This window comes from Mesorhizobium sp. WSM4823 (genome assembly GCF_055811195.1).
This window is the reverse complement of sequence record NZ_JBVVQL010000004.1, coordinates 152181-174718: the sequence shown is the minus strand read 5'-3', so window position 1 is coordinate 174718 and position 22538 is coordinate 152181. Positions and strand designations below refer to the sequence as shown.

General features: G+C 63.7%; 19 protein-coding genes. 6 read left to right on the top strand and 13 right to left on the bottom strand.

Annotated features, from left to right (window positions below):
- Window positions 1-174: 174 nt before the first annotated feature.
- Together AC0L26_RS12775 and AC0L26_RS12770 are read left to right on the top strand one after the other, a co-directional pair.
- On the top strand, window positions 175-1161 hold the full coding sequence (locus AC0L26_RS12775) for a Gfo/Idh/MocA family protein (RefSeq protein ID WP_473632851.1): 987 nt from the start codon (window positions 175-177) through the stop codon (window positions 1159-1161).
- A 26-nt stretch (window positions 1162-1187) separates the two neighbouring features.
- Entirely contained in the window at window positions 1188-2846 is a 1659-nt protein-coding gene (locus AC0L26_RS12770) for an FAD-binding dehydrogenase (protein WP_473632850.1), read from the top strand.
- A gap of 19 nt (window positions 2847-2865) precedes the next feature.
- On the opposite strand, the gene AC0L26_RS12765 is transcribed toward AC0L26_RS12770, so the two are convergent.
- From AC0L26_RS12765 to bcoG, 7 genes are all read right to left on the bottom strand, one after another.
- Complete coding sequence (locus tag AC0L26_RS12765) at window positions 2866-3807, bottom strand: alpha/beta hydrolase (RefSeq protein ID WP_473632849.1); 942 nt, start codon at window positions 3805-3807, stop codon at window positions 2866-2868.
- A 214-nt stretch (window positions 3808-4021) separates the two neighbouring features.
- Window positions 4022-4804, bottom strand: coding sequence for a carnitinyl-CoA dehydratase (locus tag AC0L26_RS12760; RefSeq protein WP_473632848.1), 783 nt, complete (start codon window positions 4802-4804; stop codon window positions 4022-4024).
- Window positions 4797-6875 (bottom strand): acetate--CoA ligase family protein, encoded by a 2079-nt coding sequence (locus AC0L26_RS12755; protein ID WP_473632847.1) that lies wholly within the window; start codon window positions 6873-6875, stop codon window positions 4797-4799. The genes AC0L26_RS12760 and AC0L26_RS12755 overlap by 8 nt, the downstream gene beginning before the upstream one ends.
- 186 nt (window positions 6876-7061) lie before the next feature.
- Window positions 7062-8225: an acyl-CoA dehydrogenase family protein gene (locus AC0L26_RS12750; protein WP_473632846.1), complete on the bottom strand. Its 1164-nt coding sequence runs from the start codon at window positions 8223-8225 to the stop codon at window positions 7062-7064.
- A gap of 5 nt (window positions 8226-8230) precedes the next feature.
- Window positions 8231-9328: a carnitine 3-dehydrogenase gene (locus tag AC0L26_RS12745; protein WP_473632844.1), complete on the bottom strand. Its 1098-nt coding sequence runs from the start codon at window positions 9326-9328 to the stop codon at window positions 8231-8233.
- On the bottom strand, window positions 9325-9954 hold the full coding sequence (locus AC0L26_RS12740; RefSeq protein WP_473632843.1) for an HD domain-containing protein: 630 nt from the start codon (window positions 9952-9954) through the stop codon (window positions 9325-9327). Before AC0L26_RS12740 ends, AC0L26_RS12745 begins: the two co-directional genes overlap by 4 nt.
- A gap of 28 nt (window positions 9955-9982) precedes the next feature.
- Window positions 9983-10894 carry a 3-dehydrocarnitine:acetyl-CoA trimethylamine transferase BcoG gene (gene bcoG / locus AC0L26_RS12735; protein WP_473632842.1) on the bottom strand — a complete coding sequence of 304 codons (912 nt, stop codon included), beginning with the start codon at window positions 10892-10894 and terminating at the stop codon, window positions 9983-9985.
- Between the two features lie 125 nt (window positions 10895-11019).
- Between bcoG and AC0L26_RS12730 the strand changes: the two genes are divergently transcribed.
- Window positions 11020-12000, top strand: coding sequence for a GlxA family transcriptional regulator (locus AC0L26_RS12730; RefSeq protein ID WP_473632841.1), 981 nt, complete (start codon window positions 11020-11022; stop codon window positions 11998-12000).
- A gap of 62 nt (window positions 12001-12062) precedes the next feature.
- Here the strand turns inward: AC0L26_RS12730 and AC0L26_RS12725 are convergent, their stop codons facing one another.
- Both AC0L26_RS12725 and xylA read right to left on the bottom strand, forming a co-directional pair.
- A complete protein-coding gene (locus tag AC0L26_RS12725; protein ID WP_473632840.1) occupies window positions 12063-12272 on the bottom strand; it encodes a hypothetical protein in 210 nt (69 codons plus the stop codon).
- 185 nt (window positions 12273-12457) lie between these two features.
- Entirely contained in the window at window positions 12458-13783 is a 1326-nt protein-coding gene (gene xylA, locus AC0L26_RS12720) for a xylose isomerase (protein WP_473632839.1), read from the bottom strand.
- Window positions 13784-13896: 113 nt separating this feature from the next.
- Here xylA and AC0L26_RS12715 point away from each other — a divergent pair, with 113 nt between their 5' ends.
- Complete coding sequence (locus AC0L26_RS12715) at window positions 13897-14259, top strand: nuclear transport factor 2 family protein (RefSeq protein ID WP_473632838.1); 363 nt, start codon at window positions 13897-13899, stop codon at window positions 14257-14259.
- Between the two features lie 194 nt (window positions 14260-14453).
- On the opposite strand, the gene xylB is transcribed toward AC0L26_RS12715, so the two are convergent.
- Window positions 14454-15908 (bottom strand): xylulokinase, encoded by a 1455-nt coding sequence (gene xylB, locus AC0L26_RS12710; RefSeq protein WP_473632837.1) that lies wholly within the window; start codon window positions 15906-15908, stop codon window positions 14454-14456.
- Window positions 15909-15989: 81 nt separating this feature from the next.
- Window positions 15990-17312: a tetratricopeptide repeat protein gene (locus AC0L26_RS12705; RefSeq protein ID WP_473632836.1), complete on the bottom strand. Its 1323-nt coding sequence runs from the start codon at window positions 17310-17312 to the stop codon at window positions 15990-15992.
- 226 nt (window positions 17313-17538) lie between these two features.
- Here AC0L26_RS12705 and AC0L26_RS12700 point away from each other — a divergent pair, with 226 nt between their 5' ends.
- Window positions 17539-20379 carry an autotransporter family protein gene (locus tag AC0L26_RS12700; RefSeq protein WP_473632835.1) on the top strand — a complete coding sequence of 947 codons (2841 nt, stop codon included), beginning with the start codon at window positions 17539-17541 and terminating at the stop codon, window positions 20377-20379.
- 89 nt (window positions 20380-20468) lie between these two features.
- Here AC0L26_RS12700 and AC0L26_RS12695 read toward each other — a convergent pair whose 3' ends face one another.
- Window positions 20469-21092: a LysE family translocator gene (locus tag AC0L26_RS12695; RefSeq protein WP_354489625.1), complete on the bottom strand. Its 624-nt coding sequence runs from the start codon at window positions 21090-21092 to the stop codon at window positions 20469-20471.
- A 204-nt stretch (window positions 21093-21296) separates the two neighbouring features.
- Between AC0L26_RS12695 and AC0L26_RS12690 the strand changes: the two genes are divergently transcribed.
- On the top strand, window positions 21297-22070 hold the full coding sequence (locus AC0L26_RS12690) for a L,D-transpeptidase (protein ID WP_473632834.1): 774 nt from the start codon (window positions 21297-21299) through the stop codon (window positions 22068-22070).
- Window positions 22071-22190: 120 nt separating this feature from the next.
- Here AC0L26_RS12690 and AC0L26_RS12685 read toward each other — a convergent pair whose 3' ends face one another.
- Window positions 22191-22529, bottom strand: coding sequence for a hypothetical protein (locus AC0L26_RS12685; RefSeq protein WP_473632833.1), 339 nt, complete (start codon window positions 22527-22529; stop codon window positions 22191-22193).
- Window positions 22530-22538: the final 9 nt, after the last annotated feature.

Sequence of the window (22538 nt, the reverse complement as noted above, 5' to 3'; positions counted from 1 at the left end):
CCGCGACCGTCGTCCCCCTCTCCGTCCCGGCTGCGCCGGGCCACCTCTCCCCCGCTTTGCGGGGGCGAGGAACCCAAGCTGCGGGGGGGCCGCACTTCACCGCCACGCTCCGCATTGGCTTTTCTCCTGAATTCGGGCAAACCTCCATTCCTGCAATCGAGAGGGAGAAACCTGATGTTCCGATGGGGTGTTTTGTCGACGGCCAAGATCGGCCGCGAGCATCTTTTGCCCGCAATGGTCGAGGCGGAGAACGGCGTGCTGTCGGCGATCGCCAGCCGCGACCTGTCGAAGGCCCGTGCCCTGGCCGATCGTTTCGGCGCCCCCCATGCGTTCGGTTCCTATGACGAGTTGCTCGCATCCAAGGATGTCGACGGCGTCTACATCCCGCTGCCGACCGCGCAGCATGTCGAATGGACCGCCAAGGCGATCGAAGCCGGCAAGCACGTTTTGGTCGAAAAGCCGCTAGCGCTCGATGCCAAGGACATTCCGCCGCTGATCAAGCTGCGCGATGCCAAAAACGTGCTGGTCTGCGAAGCCTTTATGGTCGTCTACCACCCGCAATGGATCAAGGTACGCGAGCTGATCGCCAACGGCGCCATCGGCCGGCTGCGCCATGTCCAGGGCGCGTTCTCCTACTACAATGTCGATCCCAAGAACATGCGTAACCAGCTCGACCTCGGCGGTGGCGCGCTGCCCGACATCGGCGTCTACCCGACGGTGTCGACGCGCTTTTCGACGGGCAAGGAGCCGCTGCGCGTCCAGGCGACGATCGAGCGCGACAAGACATTCGGCACCGACATCTACTCCTCGATCCGCACCGATTTCGGCGACTTCGAACTGTCGTTCTATCTGTCGACGCAGATGGCGGCACGGCAGGTGATGGTGTTCCACGGCGAGAAGGGCTTCATCGAAGTGCTTTCGCCGTTCAACGCCGGCATCTACGACCATCATCGCATCGAGCTGCACAACCAGAACCACAGCGAGGCGCAAGTGTTCCGCTTCCCCGGCATGCAGCAATACCGGCTGGAGGTCGAGGCCTTCGCGCGGGCGGCGCAGGGCGGCAAGGAGCGCGTCTTCACGCTGGAAGAGTCCGTGCTCAACCAGAAGGTGATCGACGCCATCTTCCGCGCCGGCGAGAAGGAAGGCTGGGAGACGGTCTGACAATTCGTCAAGCCGGGGAGGAGAGAATGGCTGACGATGCCGATGTGATCATTGTCGGCGCCGGCCTTGCCGGCCTTGTCGCCGCGGCCGAGCTGACTGAGGCCGGCAAGAAGACCATCATCGTCGACCAGGAGCCGGAACAGTCGCTCGGCGGCCAAGCATTCTGGTCACTCGGCGGCATCTTCCTCGTCGATTCGCCCGAACAGCGGCGCATGCGCATCCGCGATTCCTATGATCTGGCGCTCGAGGACTGGCTGGGCACCGCCGCCTTCGACCGCCCGGAAGATCTCTGGCCGCGACGCTGGGCCGAAGCCTATGTCGGCTTCGCCGCCGGCGAAAAGCGCTCCTGGCTCATGCAGCGCGGCATAAAGTTCTTTCCCGTGGTCGGATGGGCCGAGCGCGGCGGCGGCAACGCCGTCGGCCACGGCAATTCGGTGCCGCGCTTCCACGTTACCTGGGGCACCGGGCCCGGCGTGCTCGATGCGTTCGTTCAGCGCGTGCGCGAGGCCGAGAAGCGCGGACTGGTCCGCTTCAAATTCCGCCACCGCGTCAACGAACTGACAAGGACGGGCGGCGTGGTCGACGGCGTGCGCGGCGATATCCTGATGCCGAGCGATATCGAGCGCGGCCGCAAGAGTTCGCGTGACATGTCAGGCGATTTCGAGTTGAAGGCGCAAGCGGTCATCGTTGCCTCCGGCGGTATCGGCGGCAATCCCGAGCTTGTTCGGAAAAACTGGCCGCAGCGGCTGGGCACGCCGCCCAGGCGCATGATCTCCGGCGTTCCCGACTATGTCGACGGCCGCATGCTGGCGATCACCGAGGCGGCCGGCGGCAGCATCATCAACCGCGACCGCATGTGGCACTATGTCGAGGGCATCAGGAATTGGGCGCCGCTCTGGACCGACCACGCCATCCGCATCCTGCCCGGCCCGTCGTCGCTATGGCTCGACGCCCGCGGCAAGCGGCTGCCGGTGCCGCTCTATCCCGGCTTCGACACGCTGGGCACGCTCAGCCACATCATGGGCACCGGCTTCGACCATTCCTGGTTCATCCTGACCCGAAAAATCATCCAGAAGGAGTTCGCGCTGTCGGGCTCCGAGCAGAACCCCGACCTCACCGGAAAAAGCTGGCGACAGGTACTCGGCCGCGCCACATCAGGCGTTCCCGGTCCAGTGAAGGCGTTCATGGAGAAGGGCGAGGATTTCATCGTCGAGCCTGATTTGCCGGCGCTGGTCGCCCGCATGAACGCACTTGTCGGCGGCGAGCCGCTGCTTGAGCTGGCGCAGGTCGAGCGCGAGATCCGCGCCCGCGACCGGCAGCTCGACAATCCGTTCTGCAAAGACATGCAGATCACCGCCTTGCGCGGCGCCCGCGCCTATCTCGGCGACCGGCTGATCCGCACGGCCAGGCCGCACAAGATGCTTGATCCCGCCAATGGCCCGCTGATCGCGGTCCGGCTCAACATATTGACCCGCAAGACGCTCGGCGGCTTACAGACCGATCTAGACAGCCGCGTTCTGGGTGCCAATGGCCAGCCGGTCGAGGGATTGTACGCGGTGGGTGAAGCCGCCGGTTTCGGCGGCGGCGGCATGCACGGTTACGCGGCGCTGGAGGGCACGTTTCTCGGCGGTTGTATTTTTTCGGGTCGCAGCGCCGGCCGGGCGGCCGGGCGTGGAGCAGCGTGAGCCCTGAGATCGCTGTCCTTCACCAGACCCATTCGCCGCGTCCCAGAACCGACACCGCATCAACGATGCGGGTAAAGCTCGAACGCGCGCGGCCGACCGTGTGCCGGGCCCTGAGATAGCCATGCACCAGACCCGGCTCCTCCAACCAGTAGGCGTATCCCTCCGCCGCGACGATGCGGTCGCGATAGGCCTCGCCGTCTGACGACAGCGGGTCGCATTGCGCGGTGATCACCACCGTCGGCGGCAGATTGGCGAAATCGGCATCGGCCAGCGGCGACAGAGTGAGATCGCCGGTGCGGTCCTCGCCGCCGGTCCGGATATTCGTGTAGAAATCGAGGTCGCGCACCGTCAGCATCGGCGCCTCCGCATGGGTCACGTAAGAGCCTTGCGAGCGGTCGCCACCGAGACCGGGATAGATCAGCACCTGGCCGATCGGCCTTCGCGCATGGCCGCGTGTTGCGTGGCTGACCGCAGCGGCGAGATTGCCGCCGGCGCTGTCACCGCAAAGCAGGATCGGGCGCTTGTAGGCCGTCGCCGCCCATTCGAAGGCGCTGATGGCATCGTCGAAAGCGGCCGGGTGAAGATGTTCCGGGGCCAGCCGGTAGTCGACCGAAACCACCTCATAGCCGGTGCGGGCGCAAAGCTCGGCGCAAAGATCGTCATGGCTGTCGAGCCCGCCGAGGATAAAACCGCCGCCATGGAAGTAAAGCACCATCGCCGCCGCTTCCGGCGCCGGCGTCCGGTAGATGCGGATCGGGATGGGATGCGACCGCGTGGCAATGGCGGTGGTCTCCGCCGTGACATTGTCTGGGTAGCCGGCAAAGAACTCGCGGCACATGCGGTCGTAGATGGCGCGCTGCTGATCGATCGTGAAGTCGATCGTATCAGGCGGATAGTAGGAATTGGTCCGCTCGATGAAGGCCCATGTCTCGGTGTCGATGAGGGTTTTGTAGTCGGTCATGGCGTCTGTGCCGACTGCAAAGGTCGAGCCCAGGCACCCCCCTCTGCCCTGCCGGGCATCTCCCCCTCAAGGGGGGAGATTGGCAGCTTCGGGTTCGGTGCTTTTCCTGCGACATAGAAGATTGGCGAAAGCCTTAGCGACATCCAATCTCCCCCCTTGAGGGGGAGATGCCCGGCAGGGCAGAGGGGGGTGCCTCGCGCCATCATCTCCGATGTTATCGTCCCTTCCACACCGGCTCGCGTTTTTCGGCAAAAGCGCGAAAACCCTCGAGATTGTCCTCCGAGCCGTACAGCGCGTCAACCGTCGGCAACTGGCGGCGCGTTACCTTGTTCATCGCATCCTGGAAGGTGAGCGCCTCGGCGATCCGCGCCGTCTCCTTGATCGCGGCGAAGACCAGCGGCGGGCCGCCGGCCAGCAGCCGTGCGACCTCCCAGACGCGCTCCTCGAGCCTGTCCTTTGGCAGCACTTCGTTGACCAGGCCCCAGCTATGCGCTTCGGCGACATCCATCCAGCGGCCGGTGAGCAAAAGATCCATGGCCACATGATAGGGGATGCGCTTCGGCAGCTTGATCGTCGCTGCATCGGCAAGGGTGCCGGCGCGGATTTCGGGCAGCGCGAAAGAGGAATGATCCGACGCGTAGATGAGGTCGCAGGACAGCGCCAGCTCGAAGCCGCCGCCGACCGCCATTCCGTTGACGCAGGCGATGACCGGCTTGTTAAGGTCGCGCAGTTCCTGCAACCCGCCAAACCCGCCGACGCCATAGTCGCCGTCGACCGCATCGCCGCCGGCCGCGGCCTTCAGGTCCCAGCCGGCGCAGAAGAACTTGTCGCCGGCGGTCCTGACGATGGCGACCCGCAGATCCGGATCGTCGCGGAACGCCTTGAAGGTCTCGCCCATCAGCCGCGAGGTTTTCAGGTCGATGGCATTGGCCTTGGGCCGGTCGAGCGTGACTTCGAGGATCGTGCCCTCGCGGCGGGTGGTGATGACGTCAGACATTCTTTTCCTCTCCCAGCACCAGCAGCGCGTCGGCGATCCAGGCGCCCTTGCCTTGCGCGCAGACGATCAGCGGGTTGATGTCGAGCTCCTCGATCTCGCCGGCACTCTGCTGCACGAAGGCGGCAATGCCCGAAATCGCATCAATAGCAGCCGCGACATCGGCCTTGGGCCGGCCGCGGTAACCTTCGAGCAGCGGGAACAATTTGAGCCCGCGCAACGCCGCCTCGATGTCGTCGCGTGTCGCCGGCAGCATCAGCGTGACGCTATCGCGCAACAGCTCGACCAGCACGCCACCCGTGCCCAGCGTCATCACCGCGCCGAACATCGGGTCGCGGGTGAAGCCGACGAGCAGCTCGGCGACGCCGTCGCGCACCATGCGCTCGACATAGAGGCCGGTGCCGAGCGGTTCGAGATCATGAGCGGCGGTGCTGACGGATTCGGCATCCCTGAGGTTGAGCCGCACCGCGCCAAGCTCGGATTTGTGGGTGACGCCCAATGCCTTCAGCGCCACCGGAAAGCCGAGCGCCATCGACGAGATCACCGCCTCGACCGCGTTGCCGGCGCGCTCGCCCTTGGGCACGGGAAGCCCGGCCTCGATCAGCCGCGCCTTCGCCTCGGCATCATCAGGTGTGACATGGTCGCCGGCCGGCGCCCCGGAAGCAGACGTGTCGATCGGCCGCGCCTGCGGCTGGCGCCACGCCCAGCCGATAAAGGCGGCCGCCTGGGCGGCGTCCATGGCTTCGGAAATGCCGAACAGCGGCACCATGCCGCGAGCCATCAGCCCGGCGGTGTATTCCTCGGGCAGGTTCTCCGGCAGCGACGAGACGATCGCACCCTGCGCCTTGTTGGTCTTCAGCGCCGATTCGAAGGCGCGCAGCGTCGCCCACCAGTCGGTGTCCGAGCAGCGGTCGGGACGGGGAAAATCGAGCACAAGCATGTTGAGATCGAAGCCGCCCGACACCATGGCGGTGAAGGTGGCGGTCATCGCCGGCTCGTTGTTCCAGATGAAGGTGTGATAGTCGAGCGGGTTGGCCACCGCAACCAGCGGCCCGAGCGTCGATTTTACATGGACACGGTGCGTGTCGGTGAGAACAGGGAAATTGACCCAGCGGCCTTCGGCGCTGTCGGCCATCACAGAGGCTTCGCCGCCCGAACAGCTCATCGACGACAGCCGGTAGCCGGGCAGGGGTCCGGTGACATGCAGCAGTTTCAGCGCCTCGATGAAGGCCGGGATGGAATCGACGCGGGCGATGCCGAGCCGCTTCAGGAAGGCGCCCGAGGCGGCGTCGGAGCCGGCAAGCGAAGCAGTGTGCGACACCGTCGCCTGCCGCGCCTGCTCGGAGCGGCCGACCTTCATGGCGATAATAGGCTTCTTCAACTCCCGCGCCCGCGCCGCCAATCTTTCAAAGCCGGCTACCGAATCGAACGCCTCGATATGCAGCCCGAGCGACGTGACGCGGTCGTCCTCGATCAGGCCGAGCGCCATCTCGGAAAGCCCGGTCTGCGCCTGGTTGCCGGCGGTCATCAGAAAGGCGATCGGCAGGCCGCGCTTCTGCATCGTCATGTTGATGGCGATGTTGGACGACTGGGTGATGATGGCAACGCCACGGCCGCCCTCGGCCAGCCTGATGCCGCCATGCTGGTCGGGCCACAGAAGCGCGCCGTCGGCATAATTGATCAAGCCATAGCAGTTCGGCCCGATGATCGGCATCCGGCCTGCGGCCGCGACCAGTTCGGCCTGCAGCCGTTCGCCGTCCTCGTCATAGGCCTCGGTCTCGAGAAAGCCGGCGGCAAAGCAGACGGCGCCGCCGGCGCCGCGTTCGGCCAGTGCTTTGACCACCTCGATGGTCAAATGCCGGTTGACGCCGACAAAGGCTGCATCGGGCGCGCCCGGCAGCTCGGCCACGGAGCGATAGGCCCTGCGGCCGGCGACTTCCTCCTTGGTCGGGTGAACCGGCCAGATCTCGCCGGCAAAGCCCATCTTGATCGATTGTGCGACGACCGCAGCCGCCTGTGCGCCGCCGAACACGGCAATTGTTCGCGGGCGCAAAAGGCGCTCAAGTTTGTGCATGAACACCCCCCTCTGCCCTGCTGGGCATCTCCCCCGCAAGGGGGGAGATTGGCAGCTTTGCCAGCCGCGCCACATTTGCAACGGTAGCTATTGGCGAAGTCAGAGATCGGAGCGAATCTCCCCCCTTGCGGGGGAGATGTCCGGCAGGACAGAGGGGGGTGGGAAGGAATGCGAACATTGCGCTGTTCAGCCCCCAAACGGGCGCAGCAGCGCCCGCGAAATAATGTGGCGCTGGATTTCCGACGTGCCTTCCCAGATGCGCTCGACGCGGGCGTCGCGCCAGATGCGCTCCAGCGGCAGATCGTCCATCAGACCCATGCCGCCATGGATCTGGATCGCCTCATCGGCGACGAAGGCGAGCATTTCGGTGGCCTTCAGCTTGGCCATGGCCATGTCCTGGTCGGTGATGGTGCCCTGATCGTACTTCCAGCCGGCTTCGAACACCATCAAATCGGCAGCCTTCAATTCGGTCGCCATGTCGGCGAGCTTGAACGACACACCCTGGAACTTGCCGATCTGCTGGCCGAATTGCTGGCGCTGCGCGGCGTACTCGATGGCATGGCCAAGCGCCCGCTCGGCACGGCCGAGACAGGTGGCGCCGACCTGCAGGCGCGTTGCGCCAAGCCATGAATTGGCGACGTCGAAACCCTTGTGAACCTCGCCCAGAACCTGGCTCGCTGGCAGCCGGCAATCGTCGAATTCGAGGATGGCATTGGTGTAGCCGCGATGCGACACGTTGCGGTAGCCGTCGCGCACCGTAAAACCCTTGGTGCCCTTGTCGACGAAGAAGGCGGTGATCTTCTTGCGTTTTCCACGCGAAGTTTCTTCCTCTCCCGAGGCCATGAAGACAATGGCGAAGTCGGCAAGATCGGCATGGCTGATGAAATGCTTGGTGCCGTTCAGCACCCAGTCGTCACCGTCCTGCACGGCGGTCGCCTTCATGCCGCGCAGGTCGGAGCCGGCGCCCGGCTCGGTCATCGCCAGGCAATCCCATTTCTCGCCGCGAATGCAGGGAAACAGATATTTTTCGCGCTGCTCCGGCGTGCCGGCCAGAAGGATGTTGGAAGGCCGCGCCACGCAGGTCCAGTGCAGCGCATAATTGGCACGGCCAAGCTCCTTTTCGTAGAGCAGCCAGGTCACCCTATCGAGCCCGGCGCCGCCGACTTCCGTTGGCATGTTGGCGGCATAGAGCCCGGCTTCGATCGCCTTGGCCTTGATCTCCTCGATGAGCTCGCGGCGCAGCACGCCGGTGCGCTCGACCTCGCGCTCATGCGGGTAAAGCTCGTTCTCGACGAAGGCGCGTGTGGTCTCGACGATGAGCTTCTGTTCCTCGGAAAGACCGAAATCCATGGTCTTCAGCCTTTCTTCTTTTTCTTCGGCTTTTCAGCTTTGGCCTTCACCGGCTTGCTCGCCTTGGCCTTCTCGGCCGTCTTGGAGGCGGTGGGCTTCGTCGCCGCAAGCTTGGCGAGCTGCTTGGTATAGTCCTTGTGCAAGGCGCCGGCGCCCCAGCCCTTGCCTTTGTTCTGTTTCGACAGCGCATCCATGATCGCGACCAGATTGTCGTCGCGGATCTTTTCCAGCTCGCGGATCGACAGCCCATGCGCCTGGTCGTCCGACTGGGTGGCGATCAGGTCGACCAGTTCGTCGTTGAACTCCGGCACATCCATCAGCTTGGTCCACGGCCATTTCAGGCACGGCCCGAACTGCGCCATGAAGTGGCGCATGCCGGCCTCGCCGCCGGCGACGCGATAGACCTGGAACATGCCCATCTGCGCCCAGCGCAGGCCGAAGCCATAGCGCATAATGTCGTCGAGTTCCTCGACCGTGCAGATGCCGTCCTTGATCAGCCACAGCGCCTCGCGCCATGCTGCCTCCAGCAGCCGGTCGCCGACGAACGCCTCGATCTCCTTGCGGATCACCACCGGCTTCATGCCGATCGAGGCGTACATCTCCTTGGCAACCTCGATCGCCTCGGGAAAGGTCTGTTGGCCGCCGACGATCTCGACCAGCGGCAAAAGGTAGACCGGGTTGAACGGATGACCGACGACCAGCCGCTCCGGATGCTTCTTCATCGCCACCTGCATGTCGGTCGGCTTGATGCCCGAGGTGGACGAGCCGACGATGGCGTTGGCCGGCGCATAAAGGTCGATCTCGGCCAGCACGCGGTGCTTCAGGTCTAGCCTTTCGGGCACGCTTTCCTGGATGAAATCGGCATCGGCGACGGCATCGGCGATCGTCTTGGCAAAGGTCAGTTTGCCTTCCTTGGGCAGGCCGCCGGGCAGCATCTGCTTGTAGGCGCGGCGCGCGCCTTTCATCACCTCACCGACCTTGCGCGCGGCTTCCGGGTCGGGGTCGAAGATCGCCACGTCGATGCCGTTGAGCAGCAGCCGCGCCACCCAGCCGGCGCCGATGACGCCGCCGCCGACGGCGGCTGCCTTGGTGATGATGCTCATGCGGAGGCTCCGGTTCTTTTGCTGGCTTTTTTGGGGTTGATCAGAGGCACGCGCTCGCCGGCGCGGATCACCGACGCGTCATAGGCTTTGCGCGCGAACACTTCGAGCACGAAGGGCCGGAAGAAATCGATCGGCAGCGTGTCATAGTCCGGGTCGAAGCTCGACTGGTCCCAGCGCTCGCAGAACTGGTCGCAATCGTCGAAATAGTGATGGCCGGCGAAACGGTCGCGCGCATGGGGATTGCCGCCGAGATGATGCGCGTAATAGAGGCGCTGGAAGTCGCCGTGCTTTTCCACCACCCATGTGCATTGCTCGCGCACGAACGGTTTTAGGATCGAAGCTGCATATTCGTCGTGATTGTAGGGTGCGTAGATGTCGCCGATGTCGTGCAACAGCGCGCAGGCAATCCAGTCCGTGTCGGCGCCATCGCGCCAGGCGCGCGTCGCCGCCTGCAGCGAATGGCCGAGCCGGGTGATCTTATAGCCGGACAGGCCTTCGTCGAGCTGGACAAGCGCGTCGAGCAGCCGCTCGCCGGTCTTCGCCGCATAGTCGATCTCATGCTCGGTGAGGAATGCGTAATCTTCGCTGTCGCCGTCCTTCATGGCGGTAAATTTCACGGTCTTCATCGGCGGCTCCTCCCTACCGATTCCCTGTTCAAAGCGGCGCGCGCTTCGTCAGATTGAGCTTCTTGCGCACTTCATCCGGGCCGATGACCCTAGCGCCCATGTTCGACACGATGCTGACCGCCCGCTCGACCAGCTGCGCGTTGGTGGCGAGCACGCCCTTGTCGAGCCAGAGATTGTCCTCGAGCCCGACCCGGACATTGCCGCCGGCCAGCACCGCGGCGGCAGCATAGGCCATCTGGTTGCGGCCGATGGAAAACGCCGACCAGGTCCAACTCGACGGCACGTTGTTGACCATGGCCATGAAGGTGTTGAGATCATCCGGCGCGCCCCACGGCACGCCCATGCACAATTGCACGAGAGCATCCGGATCCAGCACCTTTTCTTCGACCAGTTGCTTGGCGAACCACAGATGGCCGGTGTCGAAGGCCTCGATCTCCGGCTTGACGCCGAGTGCCGTCATCATGCCGCCCATGGCGCGCAGCATGCCGGGCGTGTTGGTCATGACATAGTCGGCTTCGGCGAAATTCATGGTGCCGCAATCGAGCGTGCAGATTTCCGGCAGGCACTGGCGCACATGTTCCACGCGGTTGGTGGCGCCACCCATATCGGTGCCTTTTTCGTTCAGCGGCAGCGGGTTTTCCGGCGAGCCGAACACCATGTCGCCGCCCATGCCGGCGGTCAGGTTCAGCACCACGTCGACGTCTGCCGCGCGGATGCGCTCGGTCACCTCGCGGTAGAGGTGCACGTCGCGCCTGGGTTTGCCGGTCTCGGGATCGCGCACATGGCAGTGGACGATCGCCGCACCCGCCTTTGCCGCATCGATGGCCGAATCGGCGATCTGCTTGGGCGAACGCGGCACATGCTGAGAGCGGTCCTGCGAGCTGCCGGACCCGGTTACGGCACAGGTAATGAAAACCTCACGGTTCATCGCAAGCGGCATCGACTTTCCTCCCAATCAGCACGGACGGCTCCGATTAAATGTCGCCCATCAAACATGGGTCCGATCGAACAGATGGCAACAATGCCTGACTTGCCGGAAACTGTTTTGCGTTTTACGAAGGTCGTGTGACGAAAAACGAAAAACCGTCGATCTTTCGCGCCGAGCGCTCGCCGCTCAAGGTGACGCTGCTGGTGTTTTCCGGCTCGTCGATCATGTGCGTGGCATCGGCCGTCGATCCGTTGCGCGCCGCCAACCGTATTGCCGGCGAAACACTATTCGATTTCAGGCTGGTTTCGGTAACCGGCGAGGCGCCGATCACCACATGTGGCCTGCCGGTTGCGGTCAGCGGTCGCTTCGATGCGACTGAGACCACCGACATGCTTGTCGTCGTTGCCGGTTTCGGCACACAGAACTACGCAACCGCTGCCTTGCTTGCTGGCCTGCGGCGTGCGGCCCGCGCGGCGCGCGCCTGCGGTGGCGTCGAGGCCGGCACCTGGCTGGTTGCCCGCGCCGGCCTGCTGGAGGGGCGCAGCGCCACCACCCATTGGGAGGATATGGAGGATTTCTCCTCGGCCTTTCCCGGCACCGATGTGCGCCCCGACCGCTACGTCATCGACGGGCCGGTCTTCACCTCCGGCGGCGCCTCGCCGACCTTCGACCTGATGCTGCACCTGATCCGCACGCGGCTCGGCATGGCCGTCGCGCTCGATGTGGCGAGCGTCTTCATCTACGACCAGGCGCGGGCGGCGACCGATGCCCAACCGCTGGTCTCGCTCGGCCGCCTCGATGGCTACGATCCCAGGCTGGCGCAAGCCATCCGGCTGATGGAAGCCCATGTCGACCAGCCGCTGACCATTGCCGCGTTGGCAAAGCGCGCTGGGGTGACCGCCCGAACGCTGGAAAGCATTTTTCGCAAATCGATCGGCGAGACGCCAGGCGCCTATTATCTCAGGCTGCGGCTGGGCGCCGCGCGCCGGCTGGTGGTCGACACGCGCGTGGCCATGGCCGATATTGCCGGGCGGACAGGATTCTCGTCCGCCGCGGCATTTTCCAGGGCGTTTTCAAGAGCTTTCGGCGAAGCGCCGGTGAGGCTGCGTCGGGGATAATGCATGTCGCCCAAAAGTGTGTAGCGGTTTTGGGGGTAACGACATGCATAGACAAAGGTGGATTAGGCAGCGTCCTGGCGGTCGCTTTTGCCGTCGATTTGCGAGCGCATCTGTCTCGCTAGATGGATCTCGAAGCGGCTGGCGACCGCGCGATCCCATTCGTTTGCACTGCGCGCACCATGCTTGGGGTGCGGCAGCGCCATCAGCCGGTCGATGATCGATCCAGCCTCGCCAGATGAGAGCAGGGCGTCGATTTCGCGTTCGTGCTGCATATCGTTTCGCCTCCTTCTTTCTGTTCCCGCCACCAACAACACTATACGAGATTCGTGACGGCTGTTTGAAGGCAAGAGCGAGGCGATTGAGGGGCGTGCGAGGCAAAACCTTGTCGTCGGTTCCGCCTTCGCGCAAAGCTGTTCCGGGCCGGCGGGCCGGTCAAAAGACCCGCCGGTGCGACACCTCAGACGTACCGATTGACGATATTTTCGAGCAGTTCCTGGCGGCCGGATTTGGGCTGCGGCTCGATCTTCTTCTTGACGACACGCTCGGCGATTTCCTCCAGCGTGCGCTTGCCCGAAAGCATCGCCTTGGCCTCGGCGGAGTTCCAGCCGGCATAGCGTTCGGCCAGTGGTCCCGACAGCGCCTTGTCCTCGACCATGCGCGCGGCGGCCTTGAGGCCGCGTGCGCAGCAATCCATGCCGCCGATATGCGCGATCAAAAGATCCTGCGGATCGAGCGACTGACGCCTGAGCTTGGCGTCGAAATTGGTGCCGCCGGTCTTGAATCCGCCGGCCTGCAGGACATGATAATAGGCCAGCGCCATCTCCGGCACATTGTTGGGGAACTGGTCGGTGTCCCAGCCCGACTGGTAGTCGTTGCGGTTCATGTCGATCGAGCCGAAGATGCCGAGCGCATTGGCCAGCGCCAGTTCATGCTCGAAGGAATGGCCGGCCAGGATCGCATGGCCCTGCTCGATATTGAGCTTGACCTCCTTCTCAAGTCCGAAGCGTTTCAGGAAACCGTAGACCGTGGCGACGTCATAGTCGTACTGGTGTTTTGTCGGCTCCTGCGGCTTCGGCTCGATCAGGATGGTGCCCTTGAAGCCAATCCTGTGCTTGTAGTCGACGACCAGGTTGAGGAAGCGACCAGCCTGTTCCTGCTCGCGGGCAAGATCGGTGTTGAGCAGCGTCTCATAGCCCTCGCGGCCGCCCCACAGCACGTAGTTCTCGCCTTTCAGCCGCTTGGTGACGTCGATGCAGTGTTTCACCGTCGCTGCCGCGTAGGCAAACACATCCGGATCGGGATTGGTGGCCGCCCCCGACATGAAACGGCGATTGGAGAACAGGTTCGCTGTCCCCCAAAGCAGCTTGACGCCGGTCTGCTTCATCTTCGTCGCAAAGTAATCGGCGATCTCGTCGAGCCGCGCGGCACTTTCGGAAAAGTCTTTTCCTTCCGGCCGCACATCGGCATCGTGGAAGCAGAAGTAAGGCGCACCCAGCAGCGAAAACATCTCGAAAGCGACGTCCGCCTTGAGTTTGGCCAGTTCCATCGTGTCGGTGCCGCCGGCCTTGGCAAACCATGGCCGCTCGAACGTTTGGCCGCCGAACGGATCGCCGCCCGGCCAGGCGAAGGAATGCCAGTAGGCCACCGCAAAGCGCAGATGATCCTCCAGCCGCTTGCCGGCAACGACTTCATCGGGATTGTAGAACCGGTAGGCCAGCGGATTGGTCGAATCCGGCCCCTCATATTTGATCGTCTTGATGTCACCGAAAAAGCCGCTGGTCATGATTGTCTGTCCTCTCGCATGTTTCCGTCCTGATTACCTCAGGCGTAATTGGTTTCACGTTGGCGCTGGATGAAAAGGGTCATGTCAAAGCCACTCAACAACGGAGACAGACCATGACCGACCTCAACACGATCGCCCAGAACTACATCACCGCCTGGAATGAGAGCGACGCCGCTCGCAGGACTGCCTTGCTCAAGGCGGCCTTCACCGAGGACGTCAGCTATCGCGATCCGATCATGCAGGGCGACGGCCATGCTGGCGTCGCCGCACTGATCGACGGCGTTCAGCAGCGTTTTGCCGGCTTTCGGTTTTCGCTGAAGGGCAAGCCGGACGGATTTGGCGACACGATCCGCTTCTCGTGGAATCTCGGGCCGGAAGGCGCTGACTCCGTCATCGAAGGCACCGACATCGGCGTCATCGAGAATGGCCGCCTGAAAAGCGTCACCGGCTTTCTCGATAAGGTTCCGGCACAGTGAGGCCATCTCGGCAAAGTTGGTGCCAAGCACCCCCCTCTGCCCTGCCGGGCATCTCCCCCTCAAGGGGGGAGATCGGCTGGCTTTTCCGCCTTCGCCAATCACCGATCTCGCAAGACTGGCATAGCCGTCGACGCTGCCGATCTCCCCCCTTGAGGGGGAGATGGCCGGCAGGCCAGAGGGGGGTAAGCGCCGGCTCACGCAGTTACAGCACTGATCGCCGGGTAGAGTGACCGGTAGCGCTGATAGGCATCCGCATAGGCGTCGCTTAGTGCGGCGACCGGTTCGATGGTGGCATCGGTGGCCGGCGCCGTGCACACTCTGAGCGGATCGGCGCCCGTCGCCGCGATCAGGCCGAGCCGGGCCGCCCCGAAGGCAGCGCCGAAATCGCCGTCGGCGGGAATGTCGACGGGCAGACCGAGCGCGGTGGCGATTGCCTTCAACCAATAGAGGGAGCGCGAGCCGCCGCCGATCGCCGTCACCCGCGTCAGCGTCGTGCCGGCCTTGGTCAGGGCTTCGAGACTGTCGCGGAAGGCGAAAGCCACGCCTTCCAGCACGGCCTGGGTCAACACGGTGCGGCTGGTTTCATGCGCAAGCCCGGTAAACGCGCCGCGAATGGCCGAGTCGTTATGGGGCGTGCGCTCGCCTGAGAGATAAGGCAGGAAGGATACGCCGGACGGAGCCTTCAGCGTATCGCCAAGTTCGGCGGTCAGCTCGCCGGGCCCTTTCCCTGATATCTCCGACAGCCAGTTAAGCGAATCGGTTGCCGACAAAATGACGCCCATCTGGTGCCAAGTGTCGGGCAGCGCATGGCAGAACGTATGCACCGCACTTTCCGGGTTGGGCAGATAGGACGCGTTGGCGGCGAACAGCACGCCTGACGTGCCGAGCGAGACGAAGGCCTGGCCTGCTCCGACCGTGCCCATGCCACAAGCCGAGGCCGCATTGTCGCCGGCGCCGCCGGCGATCGGGATGCCGGCCTGCATTCCCCATTTCGAGGCCAGTTCGCTGCGCAAGCCGCCGGCCTTCTCGGTGCCCTCGACCAGCGACGGCATCTGCTTTTCGTCGAGCGACGTGGCAGCGAGCAGATCGGATGACCAGCCTCGCTTGCCGACGTCGAGCCAGGACGTGCCGGCCGAGTCAGACATTTCCGAAATGTGCTCGCCGGAGAGCCAGAGCCGCAGGAAATCTTTTGGCAGCAGGACCTTTGCCACCTTGGCGAAAATATTAGGCTCGTTGTTTTTCACCCAGACCAGCTTCGGCGCGGTGAAACCGGGGAAGACGATGTTGCCGGTGAGCTTGCGAAAGCGCGGATCGGCGTCGAGCTTGGCCGCCTCGGCATGGCTGCGCGTGTCGTTCCACAGGATGCAGGGGCGCAGCACCTTGTCGCCGGCATCGAGCAAGGTGGCGCCGTGCATCTGACCGGACAGGCCGATGCCTTTGACGGCGGCGAGTTCCCCTGGATGGGAGGCCTTGAGCTCGGCGATCGCTTCCCCGCAGGCGCGGATCCAGTCGGCGGGGCGCTGCTCCGACCAGCCGGGGTGCGGCCGCGAGACGTCGAGTGAAGCATGGCCGGAGCCGATGACGGTCTGCCCGGCATCGATCAAAAGCGCCTTGACGCCCGACGTGCCCAGATCGAGGCCGAGATACATGGTGTCCTCCCAATGCCATTAATTTTTTCGGATCTCGAAAAAATCTGACTTGGCAGTTTTTAAGACAAGATCCGCCTCCGGTCAATTCTCCGACAAATCGGCCGCCCGCCGCGAGAACAGTGCCGACAGCGGACTGCCCGGCCGCGCCAGCGCGCGTTCCCCGGCAAGCGCCCTTGTCAACGCATGGTCGCCGGAACGCAGCGCCGCCTCGATCAGCGTCAGGTCGATGACGTCGCGTTGCGCGTGGCTGCCGCCGAAGCGGTAGGCGATCGCCCGGATTGGCCGGATCAGGCGTACCGTCTCGGCATAATTGCCGTCGCCGAACGCTTTGATGGCGAGCGTCAAGGGATGGCCGACGTCCCGGGTGAAGACGGCGTTGTCGTCATTGCCGCGCATGGCCTCGCGCTGCGCCTCAAGCAACGTGCGAAGCGGCGCTTCTTGGCCGGCGCCGACGAAGGCCATCGTCGCGTGGGCATCGTTGAAGGCGTAGTTGCCGCCGCCGGTCTTCGCCCAGTTGGCGGCGAGCGCCGCCCAGCGGTCACCTACGTCGACGCCGCCGAGATGCAGCCGCCACAGGATCGCCGAGGCATCGACCATGTTGAGCGCCAGCGTCGATCGCTCGCCATAGATCGGCCCGTCATAGAGCGCCAGCACCTCGTCCGTCTCGCCGAGATCATAGTGGAACAGCGCCAGATGCCACCAATTATGCACTTGCAGGAAGCTCTCTTGTGTCCACGCTTCCGGGTTGGCGCGCATCCATGCGATGCCGTCCTTCTGGCGGCTCTGCATCTCCATGACATGGGCGACGGCGTGCTGCGCCCAGCCGTCGCGGGGCTCGATGTCGACTGCCATACGGCCAAGCCTTTCGGCGCGTGCATAGTCGCCCATTTCCTCCAGCCCAAAGGCCTGCATGCCGAGTATCGCGTGGTAGCCCGGCATGCCGGTTTGCCAGGATGGCAGCGCGCGGCCGATGCGGTCGCGCAGCATGCGGGCGTTGCCGGTGAAGAAATCGATCTGGTGCCCGGTCTGCAACGCCAGGGCATCGAGAGGGAACTCGATAGCGAGGTCTTCAAGGATGCGGGCGGCTTCATGCCAGCGCCCGGCGGCAAGATGGCCGAGCGCTGCGACATGCGCCCGCTCGCGCGTCGTCGCGGCAAGCTGCAGCGCCGCCTCATGGCATGTCCTGGCCACGGCCGTCGCGTCGCGCTCGGTGGCGAGGCCGAAGAGATAGCCTTTGAACACATGGGCCATGACGAATCCGGGATCTTCGGCGATGGCGCGGTCGACCGAGCCGACCGGATCGCAGACGAAGCATTGCAGCTCGCGGACAGCCTGGCTGTAGGACGAGAACCCGGTGTCGGTTGCGCCCGAAAATGTCAGGCCGAATGCGTCCCTGACTGCCATGTCTTACCCGTCGATGACGACACAATTCCGGAGGTTTCAGCCAATCTTAGAGCATCCGCGGCAGGCGCGCCAACGAGAAACCTGGACTAATCGTTCCATGCCTATCCGAGCGCCTTTGCAGTTTATCAACCATGAGCCACAGATTAGTCTTTGTAAAACCGAGCGGATTGTGGCTTCATTGCGACATCGGGCGGGGGCTTGAAATATCGAATCGGGAGGGGACGCAATGCGGCACCAACAAACCAAGCTGCCGGGCGGCTGTTCAGAGCGCGTCGACGCGACGGTTGCTTTGCTGCGGCGAAAGTCATTTTATTCGCGTGCGCGGTTCATTAGTCTTTTTGCAACTACGTCGCTGGCGTTCTTGCCCAATTCTGCGGCCTTCGCCGCCTGCGTGCTGGTCCCGTCTGCCGGAAACGACATTTTCACTTGCGACAGCGGTGATTCGGGCGGCAGCCTCACCGATATTGCCGGCAACAACACGCTGACCTTTCCCGCCGGCGGCACCGGGCAGGTGAGCGGGAGCGTCACCTTCGGCGCCGGGACCGACCGTATTGAAATGCAGTCCGGCACCATCGCCGGTGCGGTCAACCAAGGCGACGGATCCGATTCCTTCGTCATCGGCGGCGGCACCGTCACCCGCAATGTCCAACAGGGCTCCGGCATCGACGATTTCAACATGAGCGGCGGCCAGATCGGCTCGCTCAACCAGGGCGACGGCCTCGACACGTTCACGATGTCGGAAGGCCGTATCGTCGATTTCTTCGACGATGGCGACCATGCGGTGATGACGGGCGGCCGCATCGGCCGCGTCAACATGAAGCTCGACGACAATGTCTTTGACATGTCCGGCGGCACTATCGACAAGAATCTCGTAACCGGATTCGGCAACGACACGATCATCCTGTCGAACGGCACGATCGGCGGCAATATCAGCGTCAGCGGCGGAACTGACAGCGTGACGGTGACCGGCGGCACGGTCGGTGGTGAAATACGCATGAGCGTCGGCACCGATACTTTCACCTGGGACGGTGGCGGCATCATTTACGGTGCGATCGACCTGGGCGGGGACGCAGATACGGCTTCGCTCAGCAATCTCACCGACGCCAATATCGGTGCAACACCGCAGATCACAGGCGGCGTCGGCATCGACGCTCTCACTTTCGACAACATAAAGACGGGTGACGTTGCCCGGTTCGACAGTTGGGAAACGATCGATCTCACCAATGACAGCCAGCTCATCTTCGACCAAACGCTGACGCTCGGCGATGCTGGAACGAACACGGGATCGCTCACGGTCGATGCCAGCAGCACCATCTTCGGCGGCGAGGCGAATGGGGGGGTCGCGGCCTTCACCGCCGGGCAGTTCGCTGATGTCGTCAATGCCGGTCGCATCGACCTCACCAATGGTGGCGACGGCGCGACCGACACATTCACCATCGCCGGCAATTATACCGGCGAGGGCGGCCAGCTCTTCCTGAACACGGTGCTTGGCGACGACACCTCGGCCTCCGACAAGTTGGTGATCGACGGCGGAACGGCTTCCGGGACCACTGGTATGAACATCATAAATTCCGGCGGCACCGGCGACACCACCACGCAGGACGGCATCATGGTCGTTGAAGCGATCAACAACGGCACCACCGACAGCGGCGCGTTCGCGCTCAACAGCCGCGTCGCCGCCGGAGCCTATGAATATTTCCTGTTCAAGGGTGGCGTCTCGGCAAATACCGAAGACAATTGGTATCTCCGCTCCACCCTCGTCACGCCTCCGGCTGGTCCGCCGCCGGAACCGGCGCCCGCTCCAGATCCGGTAGAACCGCAGGCGCCGCCACCCCAAGCGGAAGAGCCCGAGATCGTTCCTCCTCCGCCGGCGTCCGAATTGCCGGACACTCCGCTGCCGTCCGAGGGAGACGGGACGACGGAGCCTACCGATCCGACGCCTCCGGTCGATGTGAGCGATCCCGAACCGGAGCCGCCGCCTGCACCGCCGCCGGCCGAGCCAGCCGAGCCGCCGCCACCGCCTCCCGCGCCGCCCACAACCCCGGCGCCTGTCCCGGGGCCAACGGCCACGCCGCCCACACCCGGCGCGACGCCGGTGATTGCGGATGAGGTTCCGCTCTATCGCATAGAAGTGCCGACCTATGCCGTCGTGCCTCCGATCGCGCATCATCTCGCGCTGTCGACGCTTGGCACCTTCCATGAGCGTCGTGGCGAGCAGATACTTCTTCACGGCGGCGGTTATCTGCCGGCGACATGGGGCCGGATCTTCGGCCAGAGCACCGAGATGGGGTGGAGCGGCACGGTCGCGCCGAGCTTCGATGGCAACCTCTTCGGTTTCCAGGCCGGACAGGATCTGTTTGGCCGCGAAACCGACAATGGCCATTTCGACCGCTTCGGCTTCTTCATCGGCCATGCCAACATAGATGGCGACGTCAAGGGCCAGGCGCTTGGCTGGAACGATCTCGCCGTCGGCGACATCGATCTCGGCGGCACCAGCTTCGGCGGCTACTGGACCCATATCGGGCCGCAGGGCTGGTATGTCGATGCCGTGTTGATGGGGACCTGGTTCAACGGGGACGCATCATCGAATTCTGGCGAGAGCATCGATATCGGCGGCACCGGCGTCACCGCCTCGCTCGAAGGCGGCTATCCGATCGCCTTGACCGATCGATGGACGCTCGAACCACAAGGCCAGATCATCTGGCAGCACCTTTCGCTGGACGATACTGCTGACAGCTTCTCCTCGATCTCCTTCGATACGGACGATGCTGTCACCGGCCGCCTCGGCTTCAGGCTGCAAGGCAATTACCCGACCAGTGCCGGCGTGATCCAGCCCTATCTGAAGGCCAATCTCTGGCACAATTTCTCTGCCGATCAGACGGTCCTTTTCGACGGCGATCCCATCATCACCGAGTTCGGCGGAACCTCGCTCGAATTCGGTGGCGGCATCGTGGCCAAGCTCAACGAGAAACTCAGTCTCTTCGCGACAGCGGACTACACCACAGATATCGATGGCGAGGAGACCGAGATATTCGAGGGCAATCTCGGCCTCAGCATCAAATGGTGAGGCAGGCTAGACCATGATCCCGAAAAGTGGAAACCGGTTTTCGGACAAGATCATGGTCCACTAAAAGAAAGAGCCCGCCCCATCTTGCTCTAGTTACCTGAGCGCATCGCCACCGTGGCGATGCCGGCGCCGACCAGCAGCGTGCCGCCGGTGCGGTTGAAGATGCGGATCGCCCGGGGATTGCGCACGACGTTGCGCGCCCTTGCGGCGATCAGCGCATAGCCGAAAGCGTTGGCGAAGGCGAGCGCCAGGAAAGTCGTCTCGAAGATCAGCATCTGCGTCCAGAAATCGGCATGCCGGTCGAGGAACTGCGGCAGGAAGGCGACGAAGAAGGTGATGCTCTTCGGGTTGAGCGCAGTGACCAGCCAAGCATGCGCCATCATCTTGGCCGAGGAGACCGCATCGAGGCGCGGCTCGGCCTTGAGCGTGCCGCCGGCGCGAAACAGCTTTATGCCGAGATAGATCAGATAGAAGGCGCCGATCACCTTCAGCACCGTGAACACGGTGGCCGACGCCGCCAGCAGCGCGCCGATGCCCAGCATCGACAGTGTCATCGCCGTGAAGTCGCCAAGCGCCACGCCGACCGCCATCGGCAGCGCCGTGCGCCAGCCCTGGCCGAGTGCATAGGACACGACCAGAAGTATGGTCGGGCCGGGAATGACAAGAAGGATCGTCGAGGCCGCGACAAAGGCGGCCCAGTTTTCGAAGGACATGCTCGTCTCCTTGGGCTTAAAGAAGAGGATAAATCCTTGACCCGGCGAAGATGTAAAGAGGCAGCATCGAAAACTACGGCACGACCGTTCGGCCAGGAGGTTAAGCCAGGGCAAGACGTCTTCACGCTTTTTCAACCATGATTGGTAAAAATGCTTCGATCCGGCCGGACCGTGTTTCCCGCCGATAGCGTAGGGTTTGAGTACATGCGTGAGTTGCCGCAACGTCTGACGCCGCCGTACAAAGGCGACGCCGTCGAAATCGAAATTTCCGAAAACCAGCTTTCCCGCCGTGCGGTGCTGTCCGGCGCCGGGGCGCTGGCGCTGCTCGGCGTTGCCGGCTGCAGCCAGACGCTCGATTTGCCATCGCTGCAACTTGACGGCGTCACCACCGGTGCGATCACCCCTGTCCGCCCGAGCATCAGCGTCGACAAGAACATCACCAGCCCTGGTGTGATGTATGCCTCCGTCACCGATGGCGGCTTCACGCTGCCGGAAGTGCCTTACCTCAAGGTCAAGCCGGAGTTCCGACGCCAGATCGTCGTCGACCCGACCGGCGAGCAACCCGGTACCATCGTCGTCCATTCCCAGGAGCGGCTGCTCTATCTGGTGCAGCCCGGCGGTGACGCGATCCGCTACGGCGTCGGCATCGGCAAGGAAGGCTTCCGCTGGTCCGGCCGCGCCAACATCCAATACGGCAAGGAATGGCCGACCTGGACGCCGCCGGCCGAGATGATCGCCCGCAAGCCGGAACTGGTGAAATGGCAGGGCGGTCAGCCTGGCGGCCTCGACAACCCGCTCGGCGCGCGCGCCCTTTACATCTACCAGAACGGCCAGGACACCGGCTATCGCATCCACGGCTCGCCCGAATGGTGGAGCATCGGCCAGGCGATGTCGTCGGGCTGCGTTCGCCTGATCAACCAGGACATCATCGACCTCTACAGCCGCGTCTCCAGGAAGAACCCGGTCGTCGTCGTCTGACGTGCGGCCGCTATGTTTGGCCGCTTGCCGCCTTGTCCAAGACGCAATCTTCGCCGAGCCGAAACTAGAAGACCGGCAGATTTGGCCGGCCGCGGTTCCTTGATCACCAAGAACCGGAAGTTAACAGTGATCGATTTTGGGCTTCCTTAAAACGGCTTCCACAAACCGCTCACCCTGCACGCGTCCTGTTGGGTCCATCCCCTCATTGGTCGGAGCGGCGGCGGGCGGAGCGGCGGCAATAAAGTCTTGTGTGAACGTGACGATGCCTGGCGGCCCTTTCAACGTGGCAAATCCCGCTTTCTTGCAGGCGTCCAGAAACTCCCGAGTGCGTCCTTGTTCAATGATCGCCCGCACATGTAGTACGACGCCTTCTATCAAAAGTTCTCTTGTGTAGCGCTGTCCCTGTTTGATCCGGGAACCTTCCTCATCTGTTTGCAGTGAGTTCACTCGCTTGGTCATTCTGGTCGC